General features: G+C 66.8%; 19 protein-coding genes. 5 read left to right on the top strand and 14 right to left on the bottom strand.

Going from position 1 to position 21,221, the window contains the following annotated elements; genetic code table 11:
* Positions 1-38 precede the first annotated feature (38 nt).
* The 4 genes from glmM to KU887_RS06830 form a co-directional block, all read right to left on the bottom strand.
* Positions 39-1,394 carry a phosphoglucosamine mutase gene (gene glmM, locus KU887_RS06845; protein WP_006497611.1) on the bottom strand — a complete coding sequence of 452 codons (1,356 nt, stop codon included), beginning with the start codon at positions 1,392-1,394 and terminating at the stop codon, positions 39-41.
* Between the two features lie 27 nt (positions 1,395-1,421).
* Positions 1,422-2,363: a dihydropteroate synthase gene (folP, locus tag KU887_RS06840; protein WP_006497612.1), complete on the bottom strand. Its 942-nt coding sequence runs from the start codon at positions 2,361-2,363 to the stop codon at positions 1,422-1,424.
* Positions 2,364-2,391: 28 nt separating this feature from the next.
* Positions 2,392-4,290 (bottom strand): ATP-dependent zinc metalloprotease FtsH, encoded by a 1,899-nt coding sequence (ftsH, locus tag KU887_RS06835; protein ID WP_006490511.1) that lies wholly within the window; start codon positions 4,288-4,290, stop codon positions 2,392-2,394.
* 166 nt (positions 4,291-4,456) lie between these two features.
* Complete coding sequence (locus tag KU887_RS06830; protein WP_006476343.1) at positions 4,457-5,119, bottom strand: RlmE family RNA methyltransferase; 663 nt, start codon at positions 5,117-5,119, stop codon at positions 4,457-4,459.
* A 194-nt stretch (positions 5,120-5,313) separates the two neighbouring features.
* Here KU887_RS06830 and KU887_RS06825 point away from each other — a divergent pair, with 194 nt between their 5' ends.
* Positions 5,314-5,841: a YhbY family RNA-binding protein gene (locus KU887_RS06825; protein WP_006490572.1), complete on the top strand. Its 528-nt coding sequence runs from the start codon at positions 5,314-5,316 to the stop codon at positions 5,839-5,841.
* Between the two features lie 68 nt (positions 5,842-5,909).
* On the opposite strand, the gene KU887_RS06820 is transcribed toward KU887_RS06825, so the two are convergent.
* From KU887_RS06820 to gloB, 8 genes are all read right to left on the bottom strand, one after another.
* Positions 5,910-6,368, bottom strand: coding sequence for a DUF4149 domain-containing protein (locus KU887_RS06820; protein ID WP_006497614.1), 459 nt, complete (start codon positions 6,366-6,368; stop codon positions 5,910-5,912).
* 14 nt (positions 6,369-6,382) lie between these two features.
* Positions 6,383-6,859 (bottom strand): transcription elongation factor GreA, encoded by a 477-nt coding sequence (gene greA / locus KU887_RS06815; protein WP_006476345.1) that lies wholly within the window; start codon positions 6,857-6,859, stop codon positions 6,383-6,385.
* A gap of 118 nt (positions 6,860-6,977) precedes the next feature.
* Positions 6,978-10,232, bottom strand: coding sequence for a carbamoyl-phosphate synthase large subunit (gene carB / locus KU887_RS06810; RefSeq protein WP_048989187.1), 3,255 nt, complete (start codon positions 10,230-10,232; stop codon positions 6,978-6,980).
* 49 nt (positions 10,233-10,281) lie between these two features.
* Complete coding sequence (leuE, locus tag KU887_RS06805) at positions 10,282-10,941, bottom strand: leucine efflux protein LeuE (RefSeq protein WP_006490589.1); 660 nt, start codon at positions 10,939-10,941, stop codon at positions 10,282-10,284.
* A 36-nt stretch (positions 10,942-10,977) separates the two neighbouring features.
* Positions 10,978-12,123 carry a glutamine-hydrolyzing carbamoyl-phosphate synthase small subunit gene (gene carA, locus KU887_RS06800; RefSeq protein ID WP_006490550.1) on the bottom strand — a complete coding sequence of 382 codons (1,146 nt, stop codon included), beginning with the start codon at positions 12,121-12,123 and terminating at the stop codon, positions 10,978-10,980.
* A 365-nt stretch (positions 12,124-12,488) separates the two neighbouring features.
* A complete protein-coding gene (locus tag KU887_RS06795) occupies positions 12,489-13,706 on the bottom strand; it encodes a nitrate/nitrite transporter (protein ID WP_258255318.1) in 1,218 nt (405 codons plus the stop codon).
* 155 nt (positions 13,707-13,861) lie between these two features.
* Entirely contained in the window at positions 13,862-15,448 is a 1,587-nt protein-coding gene (locus KU887_RS06790) for a transglycosylase SLT domain-containing protein (RefSeq protein ID WP_060211622.1), read from the bottom strand.
* Between the two features lie 151 nt (positions 15,449-15,599).
* Positions 15,600-16,421 carry a hydroxyacylglutathione hydrolase gene (gene gloB, locus KU887_RS06785; RefSeq protein ID WP_006490521.1) on the bottom strand — a complete coding sequence of 274 codons (822 nt, stop codon included), beginning with the start codon at positions 16,419-16,421 and terminating at the stop codon, positions 15,600-15,602.
* Positions 16,422-16,439: 18 nt separating this feature from the next.
* Here gloB and KU887_RS06780 point away from each other — a divergent pair, with 18 nt between their 5' ends.
* Genes KU887_RS06780 through dnaQ form a run of 3 tightly spaced genes read left to right on the top strand, consistent with a single transcriptional unit; the run spans position 16,440 to position 18,467 of the window.
* Entirely contained in the window at positions 16,440-17,252 is an 813-nt protein-coding gene (locus tag KU887_RS06780; protein WP_006490597.1) for a class I SAM-dependent methyltransferase, read from the top strand.
* The gene (gene rnhA, locus KU887_RS06775; protein ID WP_058901315.1) at positions 17,249-17,692 is read left to right on the top strand and encodes a ribonuclease HI; all 444 of its coding nucleotides are present in this window, start codon (positions 17,249-17,251) and stop codon (positions 17,690-17,692) included. Before KU887_RS06780 ends, rnhA begins: the two co-directional genes overlap by 4 nt.
* 40 nt (positions 17,693-17,732) lie before the next feature.
* Positions 17,733-18,467, top strand: coding sequence for a DNA polymerase III subunit epsilon (dnaQ, locus tag KU887_RS06770; RefSeq protein WP_006490614.1), 735 nt, complete (start codon positions 17,733-17,735; stop codon positions 18,465-18,467).
* 27 nt (positions 18,468-18,494) lie between these two features.
* On the opposite strand, the gene KU887_RS06765 is transcribed toward dnaQ, so the two are convergent.
* Positions 18,495-18,827 (bottom strand): YnfA family protein, encoded by a 333-nt coding sequence (locus KU887_RS06765; protein WP_258255317.1) that lies wholly within the window; start codon positions 18,825-18,827, stop codon positions 18,495-18,497.
* A 540-nt stretch (positions 18,828-19,367) separates the two neighbouring features.
* Between KU887_RS06765 and proP the strand changes: the two genes are divergently transcribed.
* Positions 19,368-20,858, top strand: coding sequence for a glycine betaine/L-proline transporter ProP (gene proP, locus KU887_RS06760; RefSeq protein ID WP_006491321.1), 1,491 nt, complete (start codon positions 19,368-19,370; stop codon positions 20,856-20,858).
* Between the two features lie 110 nt (positions 20,859-20,968).
* Here the strand turns inward: proP and KU887_RS06755 are convergent, their stop codons facing one another.
* On the bottom strand, positions 20,969-21,175 hold the full coding sequence (locus KU887_RS06755; protein ID WP_006491323.1) for a hypothetical protein: 207 nt from the start codon (positions 21,173-21,175) through the stop codon (positions 20,969-20,971).
* Between the last annotated feature and the right edge of the window lie 46 nt (positions 21,176-21,221).

Genomic DNA, 21,221 nt, shown 5'->3' with positions numbered 1-21,221 from the left:
GCGCGCAAGCGGCCGGGCCGCCGCGCGCCCTGTCCCGGTCAGGTCGTCGCCGCCCGCACCGCGTCGGCGATCGTCTCCGCATGGCGCACCGCGTCGGCCGCCTGCTGCGCCTCGACCATCACGCGCAGCACGGGCTCCGTGCCCGATGCGCGGATCAGCACGCGGCCGCTGCCGGCAAGCGCGGCTTCGGCTGCGTCGATCGCCGCGCGAATCGACGCGCTGCCCTTCCAGTCGGCGCCCGGCTTCATCCGCACGTTGATCAGCTTCTGCGGGAACAGCGTGACGCCGTCGAGCATCTGCGCGAGCGTACGGCCGCTGCGCTTCAGCGCGGCCAGCACCAGCAGCGCCGACACGATGCCGTCGCCGGTCGAATGCCGGTCGAGCGACAGGATGTGGCCCGACCCTTCCGCGCCGAGCTGCCAGCCATGCTCGCGCAACTGCTCGAGCACGTAGCGGTCGCCAACCGCCGCACGGACGAACTTCACGCCCTCGCGCTGCAGCGCGACTTCGACGGCGAGGTTGGTCATCAGCGTGCCGACCGCGCCTTCGACCTTGCCGTCGGTGACGATGCGGTCCTTCACCAGCACGTAGAGCAGCTCGTCGCCGTTGTACAGGCGGCCGGCCGCGTCGACGACCTGCAGGCGATCGGCGTCGCCGTCGAGCGCGATGCCGAGATCGGCGTGGTTCGCCCGCACCGCGCGCACCAGCGCGTCCGGCGCGGTCGCGCCGACGCCGTCGTTGATGTTGAAGCCGTTCGGCGCGACGCCGATCGGAATGACGTCCGCGCCGAGTTCGTGGAACACGTGCGGCGCGATCTGGTACGCGGCGCCGTGTGCGCAATCGATCACGAGCTTCAGTCCGCGCAGGTTGAACGCGGCCGGGAACGTGCTCTTGCAGAATTCGATGTAGCGGCCGGCTGCGTCGTCGAGGCGGCGCGCCTTGCCGAGCCCGTCGGACGCCGCGCATTCGAGCGGCTTGTCGAGCCACGCTTCGATCGCGGCTTCGGTGTCGTCCGGCAGCTTGTTGCCGTCAGCCGAGAAAAACTTGATCCCGTTGTCGTGATACGGGTTGTGCGACGCGCTGATCACGACACCGGCCGACAGGCGCAGCGCACGCGTCAGGTACGCGACGCCGGGGGTCGGCATCGGGCCGGCCAGCATCACGTCGACGCCGGCTGCCGAGAAGCCGGCCTCGAGCGCGGCTTCGAGCATGTAGCCCGACACGCGCGTGTCCTTGCCGATCAGCACGGTCGGACGCGAGCCTGCCGCGACGTCGGCCGAGCCGGCCAGTACCTTGCCGGCCGCATAACCGAGACGCAATACGAAATCCGGCGTGATGGGCGCGTCGCCCACCGTGCCGCGAATACCGTCCGTGCCGAAATATCGACGTCCCATGGGGTCCTTCCTCCTTCGTTTTCTGACTTATCGTTGCCGCGCGGCTGCGCGCACGGCGTTCCAGACGCTGAGTGCATCGACCGTCGCCGCGACATCGTGCACGCGCACGATCGCGGCGCCACGCTCGACAGCGCACAACGCGGCCGCCACGCTCGCCGCGACGCGCTCGAGCGGCGGCTTGCCGTCGATCACCGCGCCGAGCATCGACTTGCGCGACATGCCCGCGAGAATCGGGTAGGCGCGCCCGTCGGGCCGCGCGGGCGCCGTGTCCGGCAACGCGGCCAGCAGCGCATAGTTGTCGTCGACGACCGCCTTGCCGAACCCGAAGCCGGGATCGACGCAGATGCGCTCCGCCGCCACGCCGGCGTCGCGCAACGCCTGCGCGCGCGCGGCGAGAAAATCGCGCACGTCGGTCACGACGTCGCCGTAGTCGGGCTCGCCGACCTGCATCGTCTGCGGCTCGCCGAGCATGTGCATCGCGCACAGGCCGCTGTTGCCGTCGCGCACCGCGTCGATCGCGCCCGGTTGGCGGAACCCCCAGATGTCGTTGATCAGGTCCGCGCCGGCGGCCAGCGCCGCGCGCATCACGGCCGGCTTGTAGGTATCGATCGACAGCGGCACGTTCAGCGGCCGCAGCGCCTCCACGAGCGGGATCACGCGCGCGAGCTCTTCGTCGAGCGGCACGGGCGGCGCACCGGGGCGCGTCGATTCGCCGCCGATATCGAGCAGGTCGGCGCCTTCGGCAATCATCCGCTCGGCCCGGCGCAGCGCATCGTCGCGCGCGAGGAAGCGGCCGCCGTCGGAGAACGAATCGGGCGTGGCGTTGAGGATGCCCATCACGAGCGGGCGTTCGAACGTCAGTTCGAAGCGGCCGCACTGGAGCGGCGCGGGAAGGAACGGGGACACTGCGGAGTCGGACACGAGCAACGGATGTGGATGAATGCAAAACGGGCCGGTGTGAAGCCACACCAGCCCGTGAACGGCGTTAAAGCGGAGATTATGCCGCCGGCGTGGCCGGCGCCGGCGCGTTGCCCGGTTTCACCTCGGCGCTGCTGCCGCCGCCCGACGAATCGCCGCCGACAGCCGGCGAACTCTTCGGCGAGCGCGGCGGACGGCCTTCCATGATGTCGTTGATCTGATCGGCGTCGATCGTCTCCCACTCCATCAGTGCGGCCGTCATCGCTTCGACCTTGTCGCGGTTCTCTTCGAGCAGGCGGCGCGCGAGGCCGTACTGTTCGTCGAGCACGCGGCGGATTTCCGAGTCGACCTTCTGCTGCGTCGCTTCCGAGATCGTGCGCGTGAAGCCCCGGCCAAACGGCGACGCATCGTTCTCGTCGTCGACATAGACCATCGGCCCGAGCGCGTCGGTCATGCCGAACCGGGCGACCATTGCACGCGCCGTCTGCGTGGCCTTGTTGAAGTCGTCCGATGCGCCGGTGCTGACCAGGTTCATGAACAGCTCTTCGGCCACCCGGCCACCGAACAGGATCGCGAGGCGGTCCAGCAGGTAATCCTTCGAATACGTCTCGTTGTCATGCTCCGGCAACTGCCACGTGACGCCCAGCGCGCGACCGCGCGGGATGATCGTGACCTTGTGCACCGGGTCGGCCTTCGGCAGCAGCTTCGCGATCACCGCGTGGCCCGACTCGTGATAGGCGGTTGCGCGCTTCGCTTCCTCGCGGATCACGGCCGACTTGCGCTCCGGACCCATGAAGATCTTGTCCTTCGCGTCCTCGAAGTCCTGCATCTCGACGATGCGCTTGCCACGACGTGCGGCGAACAGCGCGGCCTCGTTCACGAGGTTCGCGAGATCGGCGCCCGAGAAGCCCGGCGTGCCGCGTGCGATGACTGCCGCGTCGACGTCGTTCGCGATCGGCACCTTGCGCAGGTGCACGCGCATGATTTGCTCGCGGCCGCGGATATCCGGCAGGCCGACATAGACCTGGCGGTCGAAACGGCCCGGACGCAGCAGCGCCTTGTCGAGCACGTCGGAACGGTTGGTGGCGGCGATCACGATCACGCCGGAATTCGCCTCGAAGCCGTCCATCTCGACGAGCATCTGGTTCAGCGTCTGCTCGCGCTCGTCGTTGCCGCCGCCCATGCCGGCGCCGCGATGACGGCCGACCGCGTCGATTTCGTCGATGAACACGATGCACGGCGCATGCTTCTTCGCCTGCTCGAACATGTCGCGCACACGGGCCGCGCCGACACCGACGAACATTTCGACGAAGTCCGAACCCGAGATGCTGAAGAACGGCACCTTCGCTTCACCCGCGATCGCGCGGGCAAGCAGCGTCTTGCCGGTACCCGGAGGGCCGACCAGCAGCACGCCGCGCGGAATGCGACCGCCCAGTTTCTGGAATTTCTGCGGATCGCGCAGGAAGTCGACGAGCTCGGACACTTCTTCCTTCGCTTCGTCGCAGCCCGCGACGTCGGAGAAGTTCACCGCGTTGTTGTTTTCGTCGATCAGCCGCGCACGCGATTTCCCGAACGAGAATGCGCCGCCTTTGCCGCCCCCCTGCATCTGCCTCATCATGTAGAACCAGAACACGATGATCAGGATCGTCGGCCCGAGGTAGTACAGCGCGGACATCAGCGCGTTCGGCTCGTCGTCAGCCTTGCCGCTGACCTGCACGCCGTACTTCATCAGATCGCCGACCATCCAGATGTCGCCGGGCGACACGATCTGGTATTTCTGGCCATCAGCCGGAGTGACGGTGAGGTTGCGCCCCTGAACGATGACGTTCTTGACCTTGCCGTTCTTGGCGTCGTCCATGAACTGCGAATAGGACACGCCTTCCTGGACGCGGGGCTTGTCGAACTGCTTGAACACCGTAAACAGCACCAGTGCGATCACCAGCCACACCGCTGCCTTCGAAAACATATTGTTGTTCAAAGCACCACTCCTTCACTCGTAGACGAGCGCCTACATTTTCCTTGCGGCGCCCCTCGGTCATTCTAATCCAGTCCGACCACCCCCGCCATAAGCATTGACAACCGGGGCGATAGCGCTTCGCTTGTCTGGCAAGGGCCGGAGCCCGTTTGCGGCACCGCACTCCGCATCAGCGCGGATGCTTCAGCTGCCGACCCAAAATGAACGTTTCGGACGATTTGTCGCGGGATGCCTTGGGCTTGCGCGGCGCGACAACCTTAAACTGCTGTTTGAATTTCTCGACGATCTGGCTGTAGCCGCTGCCGTGAAAGCACTTCACGAGCAGCGCACCGTCCGGCTTCAGATGGTTCTGCGCGAATTCGAGCGCCAGATCGCAGAGATGCTCGATGCGCGCCGCGTCCGCCGAGGCCACGCCAGAGAGGTTGGGGGCCATGTCGGAAATAACAAGGTCCACCGCGCGGCCTTCGAGCACTTCTTCGAGCTGGTGAAGGACGTCGTCCTCGCGGAAATCGCCCTGCAGGAAGTGGACGTCGGCGATCGGCTCCATCGGCAGGATGTCGAGCGCAACGATCGTGCCGTCGATGCCGCCTTCGCGCTCCGCGTCGCGCTTCTTGCCCTGCGCGAGCTTGTTGCGGGCATACTGGCTCCAGCTGCCCGGCGTGGCGCCGAGATCGACGATCACCTGGCCCGGACGGATCAGCTTGTCCTGCTCGTCGATTTCCTTCAGCTTGTACGCGGCGCGCGCGCGATAGCCCTCCCGCTGCGCCATTTTGACGTACGGGTCGTTGATGTGGTCGTGCAGCCAGTGCTGGTTGAAGCGGTTTTTTGCCATTCGAGAGAGAGATTGCTGCCAATTGCTTCGTGAAGCCGCGCTTTTAGCGGATAATACGCGTCTTCTTCGCGCGGCTGCGGCCCCTTTTCAGGCCCAAGCCGCGATTTTACGTGGTTTCGGCGCACGGCTGACGCGGTAACGTCCCGCGATCGCTTTTCAGCCAGCGCGCCCTTATTTTAGATTTCGACATTTCCATGCCCGCCCTTTCGCTTTCTCCCGCCGAGCGCTCCGCGCTGCGCTCCCAGGCCCATGCGCTCAAGCCCGTCGTGCTGATCGGCGCCGAAGGGCTGACCGACGCCGTGCTGAAGGAAATCAAGGTGCACCTCGATGCGCACCAGCTGATCAAGATCCGCGTGTTCGGCGACGAGCGCGACACGCGCATCGCGATCTACGACGAGATCTGCGACCGCCTGAACGCGGCGCCGATTCAACACATCGGCAAGCTGCTGGTGATCTGGAAGCCCGAGGCCGCGGTTGCGGCGCCGGCCCGCGGCCGTCGTGCCGGTGCGCTGCCGAGCGCGGCAGAAGCCGCGGACGACAAGAAAGGCCGTGCACCGCGCACCGTCAAGGTCGTCAAGGTGTCGCCGAACGCGAGCCCCGTGCGCCGTCCGCGGCCGGTCAAGGTCACGGTGCGCGGCAACGAACGCGTGACGGCAGGCGGTACCGTGAAGCGCGCGAAAAAGCGCCAGGCCAGCACCAAGCGGCCGTTCCAGGACAAGTAACACGCCGGTGCGGCACGGATTGCCGTGCCGCCCTGCCCCGTCGTTGCGCAACGCGCAGCGACGGGCGTTCAGGCGTCGCGCGCCGGCAGACGCCAGATCAGCATCAGCCCCAGCACGCTTTCGACGAGATAGAACACGCTCGAGACGCCGTGCAGCATCCCGAAGCGGCTCGCATACGGCGAATTCGCGATATCGGTGCCCGCATCCATCGCGGCCACGCGCAGCGCGTTCATGAACGGCTGCAGCGCAAAATACCCGACCAGCACGCATACGACCATCGCGGCGACGATCCAGCGCACGCGGCGATACTCGCTGCTGCCGCGCCGCACCTGCTGATTCGACAGCGCGAGCAGCAGTACGCCGCACACGACGCCGAGGATCGCCTCGATGCGGAACAGCTGGGCGGCGACCGAACCGGCCGTCATCCGCTCCAGCGTCTTGAACAATACGGGCGCGACCGCATACCCGATCGTCAGCAGGCTGCCGACCCACACGGCCGACAGCAGACGGAACACGCGATGCGGCATCACGTCGCCCCGCTTCAGATGTAGCTGACCGAGATGATTTCGTACTCGCGCACGCCGCTCGGCGCCTGCACGGCCGCGACGTCGCCTTCGGACTTGCCGATCAGCGCACGCGCGATCGGCGAGCTGACCGAGATCAGGCCGTGATCGATATCGGCTTCGTCGTCGCCGACGATCTGGTACTTGACGGTGTCGCCCGACTCGAGATCCTCGAGTTCGACCGTCGCGGCGAACACCACGCGGCCATCGGCGTCGAGCACCGTGGGATCGATGATTTGCGCGGCGGACAGCTTGGATTCGAGTTCCGCGATGCGGCCCTCGATAAAGCCCTGCTTTTCCTTCGCTGCGTCGTATTCGGCGTTTTCGGACAGATCGCCCTGTGCGCGGGCCTCCGCGATCGCGTTGATCACGGCCGGCCGCTCGACGGACTTGAGGCGCTGCAATTCATCGCGCAGTTGCTCCGCGCCACGCTTTGTCAACGGAATGGTGCTCATAAACGGCTCAATCGCTAAAAACGGCTATAAAAAAAATCACCGCGATTAAGCGCGCTTCCGATGCACTGGAAACACCGCCTAATCGCGGCACGTGTTGCTTCGACAGGTAACTGACCGCTTAGTTTAGGCGAGCGTGAAGACCTTGTAAATCATAGACTTCCAGATCCTTCAGGTAGCGCAGGCCTTCGACCGCCGCGCGCGCGCCCGACATCGTCGTGTAGTACGTGACCTTGTGCGCCTGCGCGCTCATGCGGATCGAGCGCGAATCGGCGATCGCCTGGCGCGTCTCGTCGACCGTCGTGAACACGAGTGCGATCTCGCCGTTCTTGATCATGTCGACGATGTGCGGACGGCCGTCCTTCACCTTGTTCACGACCTTCACCGGCACGCCGGCCGCTTCGATCGCGGCTGCCGTGCCCTTGGTCGCGACGATCGGGTAGCCGAGGTCGTGCAGCATGCGCGCGACTTCGACGGCCTTCGGCTTGTCCGCGTCCATCACGGTCAACAGCACCGTGCCCGACTCCGGCAGGCGCGAACCGGCCGCGAGCTGCGACTTGAACAGCGCTTCGCCGAACGTCTGGCCGACGCCCATCACCTCGCCGGTCGAGCGCATTTCGGGCCCGAGGACCGGATCGACGGTCGGGAACTTGACGAACGGGAACACAGCTTCCTTCACGCTGAAGTACGGCGGCTCGACTTCCTTCGTCACGCCCTGCTGCGCGAGCTTCTGGCCGACCATCGCGCGCGCCGCGATCTTCGCGAGCGGCAGGCTGGTCGCCTTCGACACGTACGGCACCGTGCGCGACGCGCGCGGGTTCACTTCCAGCACGTAGATGATGTCCTGCTTCGAGCCGTCCGCCTGCGGCACCTGCTGGATCGCGAACTGCACGTTCATCAGGCCGACCACGTTCAGCGCCTTCGCCATCGCGCCCGTCTGGCGCTTCAGCTCGGCCACGGTTTCCTTCGACAGCGAGTACGGCGGCAGCGAGCATGCCGAGTCGCCCGAGTGAACGCCCGCCTGCTCGATGTGCTCCATCACGCCGCCGATGAACACCGCTTCGCCGTCGCAGATGCAGTCGACGTCGCACTCGATCGCATCGTTCAGGAAGCGGTCGAGCAGCACCGGCGAATCGTTCGACACCTTCACGGCCTCGCGCATGTAGCGCTCGAGGTCGCGCGGCTCGTGGACGATTTCCATCGCGCGGCCGCCGAGCACGTACGACGGGCGCACGACCAGCGGATAGCCGATTTCGTCGGCCAACGCGAGCGCTTCGTCTTCGGCGCGGGCGGTACGGTTCGGCGGCTGGCGCAGGCCGAGGTCCTGCAGCAGCTTCTGGAAGCGTTCGCGGTCTTCGGCCGCGTCGATCATGTCCGGCGACGTGCCGACGATCGGCACGCCGTGCGCCTCGAGGTCGAGCGCGAGCTTCAGCGGCGTCTGGCCGCCGTACTGGACGATCACGCCGACCGGCTTTTCCTTGTCGACGATCTCGAGCACGTCCTCGAGCGTCAGCGGCTCGAAGTACAGGCGGTCGGACGTGTCGTAGTCGGTCGACACCGTTTCCGGGTTGCAGTTGACCATGATCGTTTCGTAGCCGTCCTCGCGCATCGCGAGCGCCGCGTGCACGCAGCAGTAGTCGAACTCGATGCCCTGGCCGATCCGGTTCGGGCCGCCGCCCAGCACCATGATCTTCTTGTTCGTGGTCGGCTGCGCCTCGCACTCTTCCTCGTAGGTCGAGTACATGTAGGCGGTTTTCGTCGCGAACTCGGCCGCGCACGTGTCGACACGCTTGTAGACCGGGCGCACGTTCAGTTCGACGCGACGGCGGCGGACGTCTTCCGGCGTCGCGCCGAGCAGCTTCGCGAGGCGGCGGTCGGAGAAGCCGCTCTGCTTCAGGTAGCGCAGCTCGTCGAACGTCAGCGACGCGAGCGTGCGGCCCGACAGCGCCTTTTCCTTCAGGATGATCTGCTCGATCTGCTCGAGGAACCACGGGTCGATCGCGGTTTCCGCGAAGATTTCCTCGGCCGTCATGCCGATGCGGAACGCATCGCCGACGTACCAGATGCGGTCCGGGCCCGGCTCGTGGATCTCGATCGCGATCTCGTCGCGGTTGGTCGACTTCTCGTCGAGGCCGTCGACCCCGACCTCGAGGCCGCGCAGCGCCTTCTGGAACGATTCCTGGAACGTGCGGCCGATCGCCATCACTTCGCCGACCGACTTCATCTGCGTGGTCAGGCGCGAATCGGCTTCGCGGAACTTCTCGAACGCGAAACGCGGGATCTTCGTGACGACGTAGTCGATCGTCGGTTCGAACGACGCCGGCGTCTGGCCGCCGGTGATTTCGTTCTTCAGCTCGTCGAGCGTGTAGCCGACCGCCAGCTTCGCGGCGACCTTCGCGATCGGGAAGCCGGTGGCCTTCGACGCGAGCGCCGACGAACGCGACACGCGCGGATTCATCTCGATGACGACCATGCGGCCGTCCTTCGGGTTGATCGAGAACTGCACGTTCGAGCCGCCCGTGTCGACGCCGATCTCGCGCAGCACCGCGAGCGATGCGTTACGCAGGATCTGGTATTCCTTGTCGGTGAGCGTCTGCGCCGGCGCGACCGTGATCGAGTCGCCGGTGTGCACGCCCATCGGGTCGAGGTTTTCGATCGAGCAGACGATGATGCAGTTGTCGGCGCGGTCGCGCACGACTTCCATCTCGTATTCCTTCCAGCCGAGCAGCGACTCTTCGATCAGCAGCTCGCGCGTGGGCGACAGGTCGAGACCGCGCTTGCAGATCTCCTCGAACTCTTCGCGGTTGTACGCGATGCCGCCGCCCGAGCCGCCGAGCGTGAACGACGGACGGATCACGACCGGGTAGCCGCTGCCGCCGGTGGCCGCCATGATCTCGGCGTGCACCTTGGTCGCTTCTTCCATCGAGTGCGCGATGCCCGACTTCGCGGAGCCGAGACCGATCTTGGTCATCGCGTCCTTGAACTTCTGGCGGTCTTCAGCCTTGTCGATCGCTTCCGGCGACGCGCCGATCAGTTCGACGCCGAACTTCTCGAGCACGCCGTGGTGGTGCAGGTCGAGCGCGCAGTTCAGCGCGGTCTGGCCGCCCATCGTCGGCAGGATCGCATCCGGGCGCTCCTTCTCGATGATGCGTGCGACGACTTCCCACGTGATCGGCTCGATGTAGGTCACGTCGGCCGTGTTCGGGTCGGTCATGATCGTCGCCGGGTTGCTGTTGACGAGAACGACCTTGTAGCCCTCCTCACGCAACGCCTTGCAAGCCTGCGCGCCCGAATAGTCGAACTCGCACGCCTGGCCGATGATGATCGGGCCGGCGCCGATGATGAGGATGCTCTTGATGTCTGTGCGTTTTGGCATGGCTTGTGAATTCAATAAGTAATCGTTGTCGTGGGTCGGCCGGCGGCGCTCAGCTCATGGTCGCGAGCGCCAGCTTCACCGAGAAACCGATGAACAGGCCGCCCACGCTGCTCGCCGCGCCTGCCGCGAGCTTGCGGCGGCGGCGGAAATGCTCGGCGAGCCGCGCGCCCGCAAAGATCAGCGTGCTCAGGTACAGGAAGCTCGCGCATTGCGCGATCGCCCCGAGCACGACGAACGACAGCGCGGGATGCGGAAATGCCGGGTCGACGAACTGGATGAAGAACGAGATGAAGAACAGGATCGCCTTCGGATTCAGCAGGCTCACGATCAGCGCCTTGCGGAACGGACGTTCGCCGTCCACCGCCTGCGGCGCATCGACCGGTGCATCGCCGCGCGCGCGCAGCTTGCTCCACGCGCTGCGCAGCATCCCGGTGCCGATGTACAGCAGGTACGCGGCGCCGCCGTACTTGACGACGGAGAACAGCAGCGGGTTCGCCTTCAGCAGCGACGCGACGCCCGCGGCGGACAGCACCATCAGCACCGTATCGCCGACGAACACGCCGCAGGCCGCGCGGTAGCCGGCCTTCACGCCGCGCTGCGCGGCGAGCGACAGCACGTACATCGAGTTCGGCCCCGGCAGCAGGATGATGAAGATCACGCCGAACACGTAGGTCCAGATATCCGTGATGCCGAGTGCGTGGCCGAACATGATGTGAATCTCCCGTCCTTCGGTTGCGTCAGTGACTTACGCGTTGCGCTGCTTCGCCGCATCCATCAGCGCGGTGAAACGGTCGAACAGGTAGCCGATGTCGTGCGGGCCGGGCGACGCTTCCGGGTGGCCCTGGAAGCAGAACGCCGGCTTGTCGGTCAGCTCGAAACCCTGCAGCGTGCCGTCGAACAGCGACACGTGGGTCACGCGCGCATTGGCCGGCAGCGAATCGGCGTCCACCGCGAAGCCGTGGTTCTGCGACGTGATCACGACCCGGCCGTCGCCGAGGTCCTTCACCGGATGGTTCGCGCCGTGGTGGCCCGTCTTCATCTTGAGCGTCTTCGCGCCGACCGCGAGGCCCATGATCTGATGGCCGAGGCAGATGCCGAAGGTCGGCACGCCGCGCTCGATGAATGCCTTCGTGGCCGCGATCGCGTAATCGCACGGCTCCGGATCGCCGGGGCCGTTCGACAGGAACACGCCGTCCGGATTCAGCGCGAGCGCATCTTCCGCGCTCGCCTGCGCCGGCAGCACCGTCACATGGCAGCCGCGCTCGGCCAGCATGCGCAGGATGTTGTACTTGACGCCGAAGTCGTACGCGACGACGCGGTACTTCGGCGCTTCCTGCATGCCGTAGCCGCCTTCGAGACGCCATTCCGTCTGCTTCCACTCGAACGGCTTGGTGGTCGACACGACCTTCGCGAGATCCATGCCGGCGAGGCCCGGGAACGAGCGCGCCAGCTCGATCGCCTTCGCTTCGTCGTCGGAGCCCGTCAGGATGCAGCCGTTCTGCGCGCCCTTGTCGCGCAGGATGCGGGTCAGCTTGCGGGTATCGATGCCGGCGATCGCGACGACGCCTTCGTCGCGCAGGTAGTCGCCGAGCGTGCGGTCCATGCGGAAGTTCGATGCGAGCGTCGGCAGATCGCGGATGATCAGGCCGGCGGCATGGACTTTCGTGGCTTCGACGTCCTCGGCGTTGACGCCGACGTTGCCGATATGCGGATAGGTGAGCGTGACGATCTGGCGCGAGTAGCTCGGATCAGTCAGGATTTCCTGATAGCCGGTGATCGCGGTATTGAACACGACTTCGCCGATCGTATGGCCTTCGGCCCCGATCGAATAACCACGAAAGACCGTGCCGTCGGCGAGTGCAAGCAAGGCGGGAGAAAAAGACGGCAACACGGGAGGCTCCTTGGGGAACACCCTGCTGCCGACCTGTTTACCCTGCCGCGCGAGCGCCGCGCTGCGTGGGCGCGCGTGGTCGCTAGCTGGACGCGGCCTGCGTTGTCGAGACGCGAACCCGGCGCGTGGCGCACGAGGCTTCGCGGCATCGCCCGGCAGGCGGCGTGCGGCGGATGAACGGGATGAATGAGGTAGGCGCTAGGGTGCGAGGTTGATCAGCACAAACTTTCAAATTATAGCCTGAAAATGGGCCTATCTTCAATCGATATGGCCGTCCGATCGTACGCGCGCCGCGCCCTGCCGCCCGGCGCGACGTGCTGCGGCCCTGTTTTCGCGGCCGCCCTGCCTGTCAGCGTACCGCCGGATCAGTGCGCTTGGCCAGCGCCGCGCGCGGGCCACACATACCAGACCGCGCTCGCGAGCTGCAGCGCGAGCAGCACGCCCCAGGCGGTGAAGTGCGCGGCGGCCGGATAACGGCCATCGACCGCCGGCCAGTGCGACAGCACGGCGCCGACGCCGATCTGGAACGCGAAGATCAGCAGGAAGATCACGAGCGTGAGCGTCGTGTTCGCGCGGCCGATCAGATGAGCGGGAAAGTGGCCGGCCATCACCGCGTAGGTCAGGATGCCCACGCCGCCGAACACTCCGTAGGCGGCCCACAGCACGGCCGGCGGCAACGGCACGCGCGCGACGATCGCGAATTGCGTCGCGACGAACAGCGCCATGCCGATGCCGCAAGTCGCGTAGACCGACACGCCGCGCCGCTCGAGCACGCGCGCCGCCGCGCCGAAGCCGACGCAGCCGGCCATCATCGCGAAGCCGAGCACCGACACGAGGCGCGCGGCATGCGGCGCATCGAACCCGCCGACATCGCGCAGATACGGGCCGACCCACAGCGACTGCATCGCATAGAACACGCCCTGCGTGACGACGGAGAACGACGCGATCTTCCAGAACGCGCGGCTACCCAGGATGTGCCACGTGCCCTTGAACTGGCTGACGAGCCCGCCCTGATGGCGCGCCTGCTGCGCGTCGGGCGCGCCGAAGCCGATCGATGCCGCGACGACCACCGTCAGCAGCGCGAGGCCGAGACAGATCGCGCGCCAGCTCGCCCAGCCGAGCAGCCAGGTCAGCGGCGAACCGACCATCACGCCGCCGAGGCCACCCACGGCCATCACGAGGCCGTTGACGAGCGGCAGCCGGCCGACGGGGAAATGCTGCGCGAGCGCCTTGAACGCCGCGCCGAGACACACCGATACGCCAACGCCGATCAGCAGCCGGCCGACCATCATCGTGCCGATGCCGTGCGCCGCGCCGAACACGGCCGCGCCGGCCGCCGCAAACAGCAGCATGCCGGCCGTCACGCGACGCGGGCCGAAGTGGTCGAGCATCACGCCGGCCGGAATCTGCGCCCCCGCGAAACCGAGGAAATAGAGGCTGGTGAGGAGACCGAGATCGGCGGCCGACAGGCCGAGCTCGTGCGTGACGAACGGCGCGAAGCCCAGATTGACGCCGCGGAACACATACGATACGAAATACCCGATCGAAAACAGCGCGAGTACTCTCACCTGCACCGACGACATCGCTCCCCCTTGCCCCATGAAGATGAAGACGCGCGACGTAGCGCCGCCCGCCGCGCACAAACGAAAACGCCGTCACCTCGGTGACGGCGTTTCGTCGAATTCGTCGGATGATAGCGCAATCGTGCCGGCCTGACCGGCCGCCACGCTAGCCGCGCTTACTTCTTCTTGCCCTTGTGCGCGGCGGTCTTGGCCGGCGCGGCTTTCGCGGGAGCGGCCTTCGCCGACTTCGCCGCCGGCCGGGCCGACGACTTGGCGGCGCCGCGCTTGCTGCCGTGCGACTTGCCGCCGACCGCCAGGCTCGCGCGCTCGATGTGCGCACCGCCCGTCGACGTCGCGATCCGCTCCGGACCGGGCTCCGCCGGCACCGAACGGCCGACCGGCACGTGCAGCACGAGCGCCTGCCCCGGCATCACGATATCGCGGTGCGTCCGGTTCCACGCCTTCAACTGGCCGACCGACACGCCGTAGCGGCCGGCGAGCGCCGCCATCGACTGCTTGCGTCGCACGCGGATCAGCATCTTGCGCGTATCGGGAACGTCGGGCTCCATCGCGAGCGCGCCGTTTTCGGCGACGTCGGCGCTGATGTCCTCGTCGTCGTCATCGCCGCGCGGCACGACGATCGTCGAGCCCGGCTTCAGGCGCATGCCGGCCGGAATCTTGTTGACCGACATCAGCGTATCGGCGTCGACGCCGATCTTCTCGGCGATCGCAGCCGGACGCGCACGCTCGCTGACCGTATAGGTGGTCCACGACGACAACTGGCCGCTATAGGCTTTCAGGTTCTTCTCGAACGCGGACGCGTTGTCGAACGGCAGCAGGATCTGCGGCTCGGTCGCGCCGAGGATCACGGGCTTCGAGAACGACGGGTTCAGCGAGCGGAACTCGTCGAGCGGCAGGTTCGCGAGCTTCGCGGCCACCGCCACGTCGATGTCGCGCGACGTCGTGACCGTCACGAAATACGGGTGGTTCGGGATATCCGGCAGCGTCAGGCCGTACTGCTGCGGGCTCGCGATGATGTTCTTCACCGCCTGCAGCTTCGGCACGTAGTTGCGCGTCTCGTTCGGCATCCGCAGGCTCTGGTAGTCGGTCGGCAGGCCGGCCGCCTGGTTGCGCGCGATCGCACGCTGCACGTTGCCCTCGCCCCAGTTGTACGCGGCCAGCGCCAGATACCAGTCGCCGAACATGTCGTGCAGACGGGACAGGTAGTCGAGCGCGGCGCTCGTCGACGCGAGCACGTCGCGGCGCTCGTCCTGCCACATGTTGCGCTTCAGGTTGTACGTGCGGCCGGTGCCGGGCATGAACTGCCACATGCCGGCCGCCTTCGCGACCGACAGCGCCTGCGGGTTGTATGCGGACTCGATGAACGGCAGCAGCGCGAGCTCGGTCGGCATGTGACGCGCCTCGAGTTCCTCGACGATGTGATACAGGTACTTCTGCGAGCGCTCGGTCATGCGCTGCACGTAATCGGGACGCTGCGTATACCAGGTCGTCTGCATGTCGACGAGATCGCTCTGCAGATCGGGCATCTGGAAGCCGCGGCGGATGCGCGCCCAGAGATCGGAGTCTGCACTGGTCAGGTCGCCGACGGATTGCTTGTCGACGTCGACAGTTTCTTTGGCGGTGGCTGATTTACGGAGGTAGTTGGACGTCGCCTGCGAATCGGCGGCGTTGTTGGCGACAGGAGGCTGGCTCGCACAAGCGGCGAGTAGCAGCACCACCATCGCACTCAATATAAGTCGCATGAAAATCTCGGCTTCCGACGGCTGGAAATTGCAGGCGATACTACGGAAGTGCGTGCTTCACGTCAATAAAAACACCGAAAACTCAGCGAAATCCTACATTTGGAGCAATTTTTACAGACACCGCTTGAGCTTTGGAGTCCTCCGGAAAACGTCATCGGAACCGGTTTTTCCATTCGCGCATCAGCGTGAATGCCGCCAGACGATCCGTCACCGTTTCGTGCAGCTCGGCCTCGAGCGTCGCGTGGATCGCCGCGCTGTCGGCCCGCATGAACGGGTTAACGGCACGTTCGTGGGCGATCGTAGTGGGCAGCGTCGGCACGCCGCGCGCACGCAGCGCCTGCGCGTCGTCGCGCCACGCGGCGAGCGCCGCATTGCCCGGCTCGCACGCGAGTGCGAAGCGGATGTTCGACAGCGTGTATTCGTGTGCGCAATGCACGCGGGTATCATCCGGCAGCGCCGCGAGCGCGTCGAGCGACGCGAGCATCTGCGCGGGCGTGCCTTCGAACAGGCGGCCGCAGCCACACGAGAACAGCGTGTCGCCGCAGAACACGTGCGGCACCGCGTTGCCGTGGCCGGCCGCGCCTTGGCCGGCCGCCTGAAAATACGCAATGTGGCCGCGCGTATGGCCCGGCACGTCGAGCACGTCGAATGCGACGGCCGGCGCGTCGAGCGTCACGCGATCGCCGCCCGACAGCGGCCGCGTGACCACGTCGATCGCTTCGGCGGCGGGGCCGTAAACGGTGAGCGGCGCATCGGCCGGTTGGCTATGCAGCAGCGCATCGACACCGCCGACGTGGTCGGCGTGGTGGTGCGTGAGTAAAATAGCGGTCAACCGCCAGCCTCGTTCGGCAAGAACCCGGCGTACGGGCGCGGCTTCACCCGGGTCGACGGCGATCGCATCGCGGCCGTCCGAGACGAGCCAGATATAGTTGTCTTCGAATGCCGGAACCGGCACGTATTCCAGCTCGTTCATAGGCGCGCAATCATCGTTATGTCTGACCGTCAAATTATAGACTGGCCCGCCTGGACCGACTCGCCGCCCGGCCGCTACGTGCTGGGCTGGGAGCAGGCGCAGCTCGACCGGATCGTATCCGACGTCTTCGGCTTCCACGCGCTGCAGCTCGGCCTGCCGCAGCTCGACGCGCTGCGCGAGAACCGCATGCCGTATCGCGGCCTCGTGCTCGACCCGGCGAGCGGCGCGAGCGCGCCGTACCAGTATCCGTGGGCGCGCGAAGCACACACGGCGGTCCACGCGCCCGCCGATCGCAGCACGACCTGGTGCGACCTGCTCGACCTGCCGTTCGAGTCGCAGAGCGTCGACCTGATCGTGATGCCGCACACGCTCGAATTCACGTCCGACCCGCACCGTCTGCTGCGCGAGGCCGAGCGCGTGCTGATGCCGGAAGGCCAGCTCGTGATCACCGGCTTCAATTCGCTGAGCCTGTGGGGCATGCGGCAGTCGTTCGGGCGCATGGCGAACCGCCCGTTCGTTCCGGCCACGCGCGACCAGATCGCGTTCATCCGGCTCAAGGACTGGATCAAGCTGCTCGGCTTCGACCTCGAACGCGGCCGCTTCGGCTGCTACCGGCCGCCGCTCGCCACCGACAAGTGGCTGGCCCGCTACGGCTTCATGGAGGCCGCCGGCGACCGCTGGTGGCCGATCTTCGGCGCCGTCTACATGGTGACGGCCGTCAAGCGCGTGCGCGGCATGCGCCTCGTCGGCCCGATCAAGATGAAGAAGCCCGTGCTCGCACCGGGCCTGACGCCGGCGGCCTCCCCGACCACCCACCAAGAACGTTCATGACAACCGACACCATCGACATCTATACCGACGGCGCCTGCAAGGGCAACCCCGGCCCCGGCGGCTGGGGCGCCCTGCTGCGCTACGGCAGTCAGGAAAAGGAACTGTTCGGCGGCGAGCCGAACACGACCAACAACCGCATGGAGCTGATGGGCGTGATCGCCGCGCTCGAAGCGCTGAAGCGGCCGTGCCGGGTGATCGTGCATACCGACTCGCAATACGTGCAGAAGGGCATCAGCGAGTGGATCCACGGGTGGAAGAAGAAAGGCTGGGTCACCGCGGCGAAGACGCCCGTGAAGAATGCCGACCTGTGGAAGCGGCTCGACGCGCTCGTCGCGCAGCACGAGATCGAGTGGCGCTGGGTCAGGGGTCACGCGGGCCATCCCGAAAACGAGCGCGCGGACGCGCTCGCGAATCGCGGCGTCGAATCGCTGGTCGCCTGAACCGCGGCCGCCCTCTCCTGTTTTTGTTGCTTTTCCCGATATGCGCCAGATCATTCTCGATACCGAAACCACCGGCCTGAACGCCCGCACGGGCGACCGCCTCATCGAAATCGGCTGCGTCGAGCTGCTGAACCGGCGGCTCACCGGCAACAACCTGCACTTCTACGTGAACCCCGAGCGCGACAGCGATCCGGGCGCACTGGCGGTGCACGGCCTCACGACCGAATTCTTGAGCGACAAGCCGAAATTCGCGGAAGTCGCCCACCAGATCCTCGACTTCGTGAAGGACGCCGAGCTGATCATCCACAACGCGCCGTTCGACCTGGGCTTCCTCGACGCCGAATTCGCGCGGCTCGGCCTGCCGCCGTTCACCGAGCATTGCGGCGGCGTGATCGACACGCTGGTGCAGGCCAAGCAGATGTTCCCCGGCAAGCGCAACTCGCTCGACGCGCTGTGCGACCGCTTCGGCATCAGCAACGCGCACCGCACGCTGCACGGCGCGCTGCTCGACTCGGAGCTGCTCGCCGAGGTGTATCTCGCGATGACGCGCGGCCAGGACAGCCTCGTGATCGACATGCTCGACGACGCGAGCGCCGACGGCGGCGCCGCGAACGGCAAGCGCGTGTCGCTCGCCGCGCTCGACCTGCCTGTAGTGGTCGCAAGCGACGACGAGTTGGCCGCGCACCAGGCTCAGCTCGACGAACTCGACAAGTCGGTCAAGGGCACCTGCGTGTGGCGCCAGCCCGCCGACACGGATACCGCCGAAGCGGCCTGACGCACGCGCCCCGCGCCGCGGCCGCGCTTACGCGCGCGGCTGCAGCGCGATGACGGCCATCCCGCCGAGCGCGAGCACCGCGCCGGCCACGTCGCAGCGGGTCAGCGCGACGCCGTCGACCACCCGCAGCCAGACCAGCGCCACCGCGATGTACACGCCGCCGTACGCGGCATACGTGCGCCCCGCCGCACTGGGGTGCAGCGTCAGCAGCCACGCGAACAGCGCGAGCGACAGCGCGGCCGGCACCAGCAGCCAGGCCGGACGCCCGGCCTTCAGCACGAGCCACGGCAGGTAACAGCCGACGATTTCGGCCAGCGCGGTAGCGGCGAACAGCGCCGCGATCCTGATCAGTTCGGTCATCCGGTTCCTCGCGAATTCAGCCCCGTCGCGACGGGCGGCACGGCCGCGCCGCGCGCCGCCGATCATACCCGAGCGGAGCGCGCCGGAGGCCCCGCCAGACGGGCGACTCCCGGCAATTTGCACGATCATCCGTCATCGTGCTATCATGTCGCCTGTTTCAACATTCAATCTCTGTCTTTTCGATTTTGAGAGAAGTCCGTCCGCACGCTGCGGGCCGGTGCCTCGATCGAAATTGCATCCACAGGAAAGCCCGCCCGACAGGCCCGCTTTTCTCGTTTCGCTGCCCCTCCGGGGCGTTGCCGGCACGCCGGACACCTCGTCCGCACCGGCATCCGCCGCCTGCATCACGCGGCCCATTCTTCATGAGCGCACTGTCGCGACGGCCCACCGGGCCCGCGTCGAAGCAGCCCCTTGCAGCCCGTTACTGCCCCCTGTGCAGTAAGTGCTTAATGGTCTGCCCCGACGCGCAGCACACGACGCCGCGCTCGCCGGCAAACCGTGTCGGACGGCCCGCCCGTTCCGGCGCTGTCAAAGGAGTGCATGACCTTGACCGCAACACACGTCAGCCCGACCGCTGTCTCTTCCCCCGCTTCGTCGTCCGGCGAGGCCCCGCTCGCCGCGGACGACATCACCGTCGTCGACCAGAGCCTGCTCAAGCGCGCCGTCAGCGCGATGGCCATCGGTAACGCGATGGAATGGTTCGACTTCGGCGTCTACAGCTATATCGCCGTCACGCTCGGCAAGGTGTTCTTCCCGTCCAGCAGCCCGTCCGCGCAGCTGCTCGCGACCTTCGGCACGTTCGCGGCCGCGTTCCTCGTGCGCCCGCTCGGCGGCATGGTGTTCGGCCCGCTCGGCGACCGCATCGGCCGCCAGCGCGTGCTCGCCGCGACGATGATCATGATGGCCGTCGGCACCTTCGCGATCGGCCTGATTCCGAGCTATGCGTCGATCGGCATCATGGCCCCGATCCTGTTGCTCGTCGCCCGCCTCGTGCAGGGCTTCTCGACCGGCGGCGAATACGGCGGCGCGGCGACCTTCATCGCCGAGTTCTCGACCGACAAGCGCCGTGGCTTCATGGGCAGCTTCCTCGAATTCGGCACGCTGATCGGCTATGTGCTGGGCGCGGGCGTCGTCGCGCTGCTCACCGCGTCGCTGTCGCAGGAAGCGCTGCTGTCGTGGGGCTGGCGCGTGCCGTTCCTGATCGCCGGCCCGCTCGGCCTGATCGGTCTCTACATCCGGATGAAGCTCGAGGAAACGCCGGCGTTCAAGCGCCAGGCCGAAGAGCGCGAAGCGCAGGACAAGGCCGTGCCGAAGGCGCGCTTCCGCGAAACGCTGCTGCGCAACTGGCGTGCACTGCTGCTGTGCGTGGGCCTCGTGCTGATCTTCAACGTGACCGACTACATGGTGCTGTCGTACCTGCCGAGCTTCATGTCGTCGACGCTGCACTTCGACGAATCGCACAGCCTCGTGCTGGTGCTGATCGTGATGGTGCTGATGATGCCGATGACGCTGTACGCCGGCCGCCTGTCGGACAAGGTCGGCCGCAAGCCGGTGATGCTCGCCGGCTGCGTGGGCCTGCTGGCGCTGTCGATCCCGTCGCTGATGCTGATCCATGCGGGCACCACCGCGTCGGTGTTCGGCGGTCTGCTGATCCTCGGCGTGCTGCTGTCGTGCTTCACCGGCGTGATGCCGTCGGCGCTGCCCGCGCTGTTCCCGACCGAGATCCGCTACGGCGCGCTCGCGATCGGCTTCAACGTGTCGGTGTCGCTGTTCGGCGGCACGACGCCGCTGGTCACCGCGTGGCTCGTCGACGTGACGCACAACCTGATGATGCCCGCGTACTACATGATGGGTGCCGCGTTGATCGGCATCGTGTCGGTCGTCGCACTCGCCGAAACCGCGCGCCAGCCGCTGAAGGGCTCGCCGCCCGCCGTCGCGACGCGCCGCGAAGCGCACCAGCTCGCGCTCCAGTTGCGCGAGGAGGACGACGAACAGGAAATCTACGGCGTCGCGACTCCCGCCCGCGCGTGAGCGTCACCCCATGAAAAAGCCCCGGCCGAAGCCGGGGCTCGATCGAAACCGATCCGCCCGACCGGCTTGCGCCGGCCGGGCTTTTTTTCATCCTTCCGATGCGGATGCCTTCACGCGCGCGCTTCGCAATGGCGGCAGAAGATCAGCGCACGCGAGCGCGACACCGCCGCCTGGGCACCGCGCGTGGCCATGATCAACCCGACCTGGCCGAGATTGAAATCGCGCTCGACCATCAGTTGCGTCAGCGCGGCAAGCGGCAACACGACGGACGGGTGGTACAGGCTCGATTCGATCAGGGCTTTCATCATCGGCTCCATCTGGCAATGCGTGATTTGATGGAGTGGATTCTAGGGATCGGTCGGG

Source organism: Burkholderia sp. EMB26, from assembly GCF_024730645.1.
In the GTDB taxonomy this organism is placed as follows: Bacteria; Pseudomonadota; Gammaproteobacteria; order Burkholderiales; family Burkholderiaceae; genus Burkholderia; species Burkholderia cenocepacia.
The sequence above is the reverse complement of the archived record's forward strand: the minus strand, read 5'-3'. Positions and strand labels throughout refer to the sequence as shown.

Excerpts from the sequence above, each read along its gene's own strand:
- greA (WP_006476345.1), bottom strand. The coding sequence starts at position 6,859 with ATGAGCACCATTCCGTTGACAAAGCGTGGCGCGGAGCAACTGCGCGAT.
- KU887_RS06790 (WP_060211622.1), bottom strand. The coding sequence starts at position 15,448 with ATGCGACTTATATTGAGTGCGATGGTGGTGCTGCTACTCGCCGCTTGT.
- rnhA (WP_058901315.1), top strand. The coding sequence starts at position 17,249 with ATGACAACCGACACCATCGACATCTATACCGACGGCGCCTGCAAGGGC.
- KU887_RS06825 (WP_006490572.1), top strand. The coding sequence starts at position 5,314 with ATGCCCGCCCTTTCGCTTTCTCCCGCCGAGCGCTCCGCGCTGCGCTCC.
- KU887_RS06820 (WP_006497614.1), bottom strand. The coding sequence starts at position 6,368 with ATGCCGCATCGCGTGTTCCGTCTGCTGTCGGCCGTGTGGGTCGGCAGC.
- KU887_RS06765 (WP_258255317.1), bottom strand. The coding sequence starts at position 18,827 with ATGACCGAACTGATCAGGATCGCGGCGCTGTTCGCCGCTACCGCGCTG.
- KU887_RS06795 (WP_258255318.1), bottom strand. The coding sequence starts at position 13,706 with ATGTCGTCGGTGCAGGTGAGAGTACTCGCGCTGTTTTCGATCGGGTAT.
- proP (WP_006491321.1), top strand. The coding sequence starts at position 19,368 with ATGACCTTGACCGCAACACACGTCAGCCCGACCGCTGTCTCTTCCCCC.
- gloB (WP_006490521.1), bottom strand. The coding sequence starts at position 16,421 with ATGAACGAGCTGGAATACGTGCCGGTTCCGGCATTCGAAGACAACTAT.
- carB (WP_048989187.1), bottom strand. The coding sequence starts at position 10,232 with ATGCCAAAACGCACAGACATCAAGAGCATCCTCATCATCGGCGCCGGC.
- KU887_RS06780 (WP_006490597.1), top strand. The coding sequence starts at position 16,440 with ATGTCTGACCGTCAAATTATAGACTGGCCCGCCTGGACCGACTCGCCG.
- glmM (WP_006497611.1), bottom strand. The coding sequence starts at position 1,394 with ATGGGACGTCGATATTTCGGCACGGACGGTATTCGCGGCACGGTGGGC.
- leuE (WP_006490589.1), bottom strand. The coding sequence starts at position 10,941 with ATGTTCGGCCACGCACTCGGCATCACGGATATCTGGACCTACGTGTTC.
- KU887_RS06830 (WP_006476343.1), bottom strand. The coding sequence starts at position 5,119 with ATGGCAAAAAACCGCTTCAACCAGCACTGGCTGCACGACCACATCAAC.
- dnaQ (WP_006490614.1), top strand. The coding sequence starts at position 17,733 with ATGCGCCAGATCATTCTCGATACCGAAACCACCGGCCTGAACGCCCGC.
- KU887_RS06755 (WP_006491323.1), bottom strand. The coding sequence starts at position 21,175 with ATGGAGCCGATGATGAAAGCCCTGATCGAATCGAGCCTGTACCACCCG.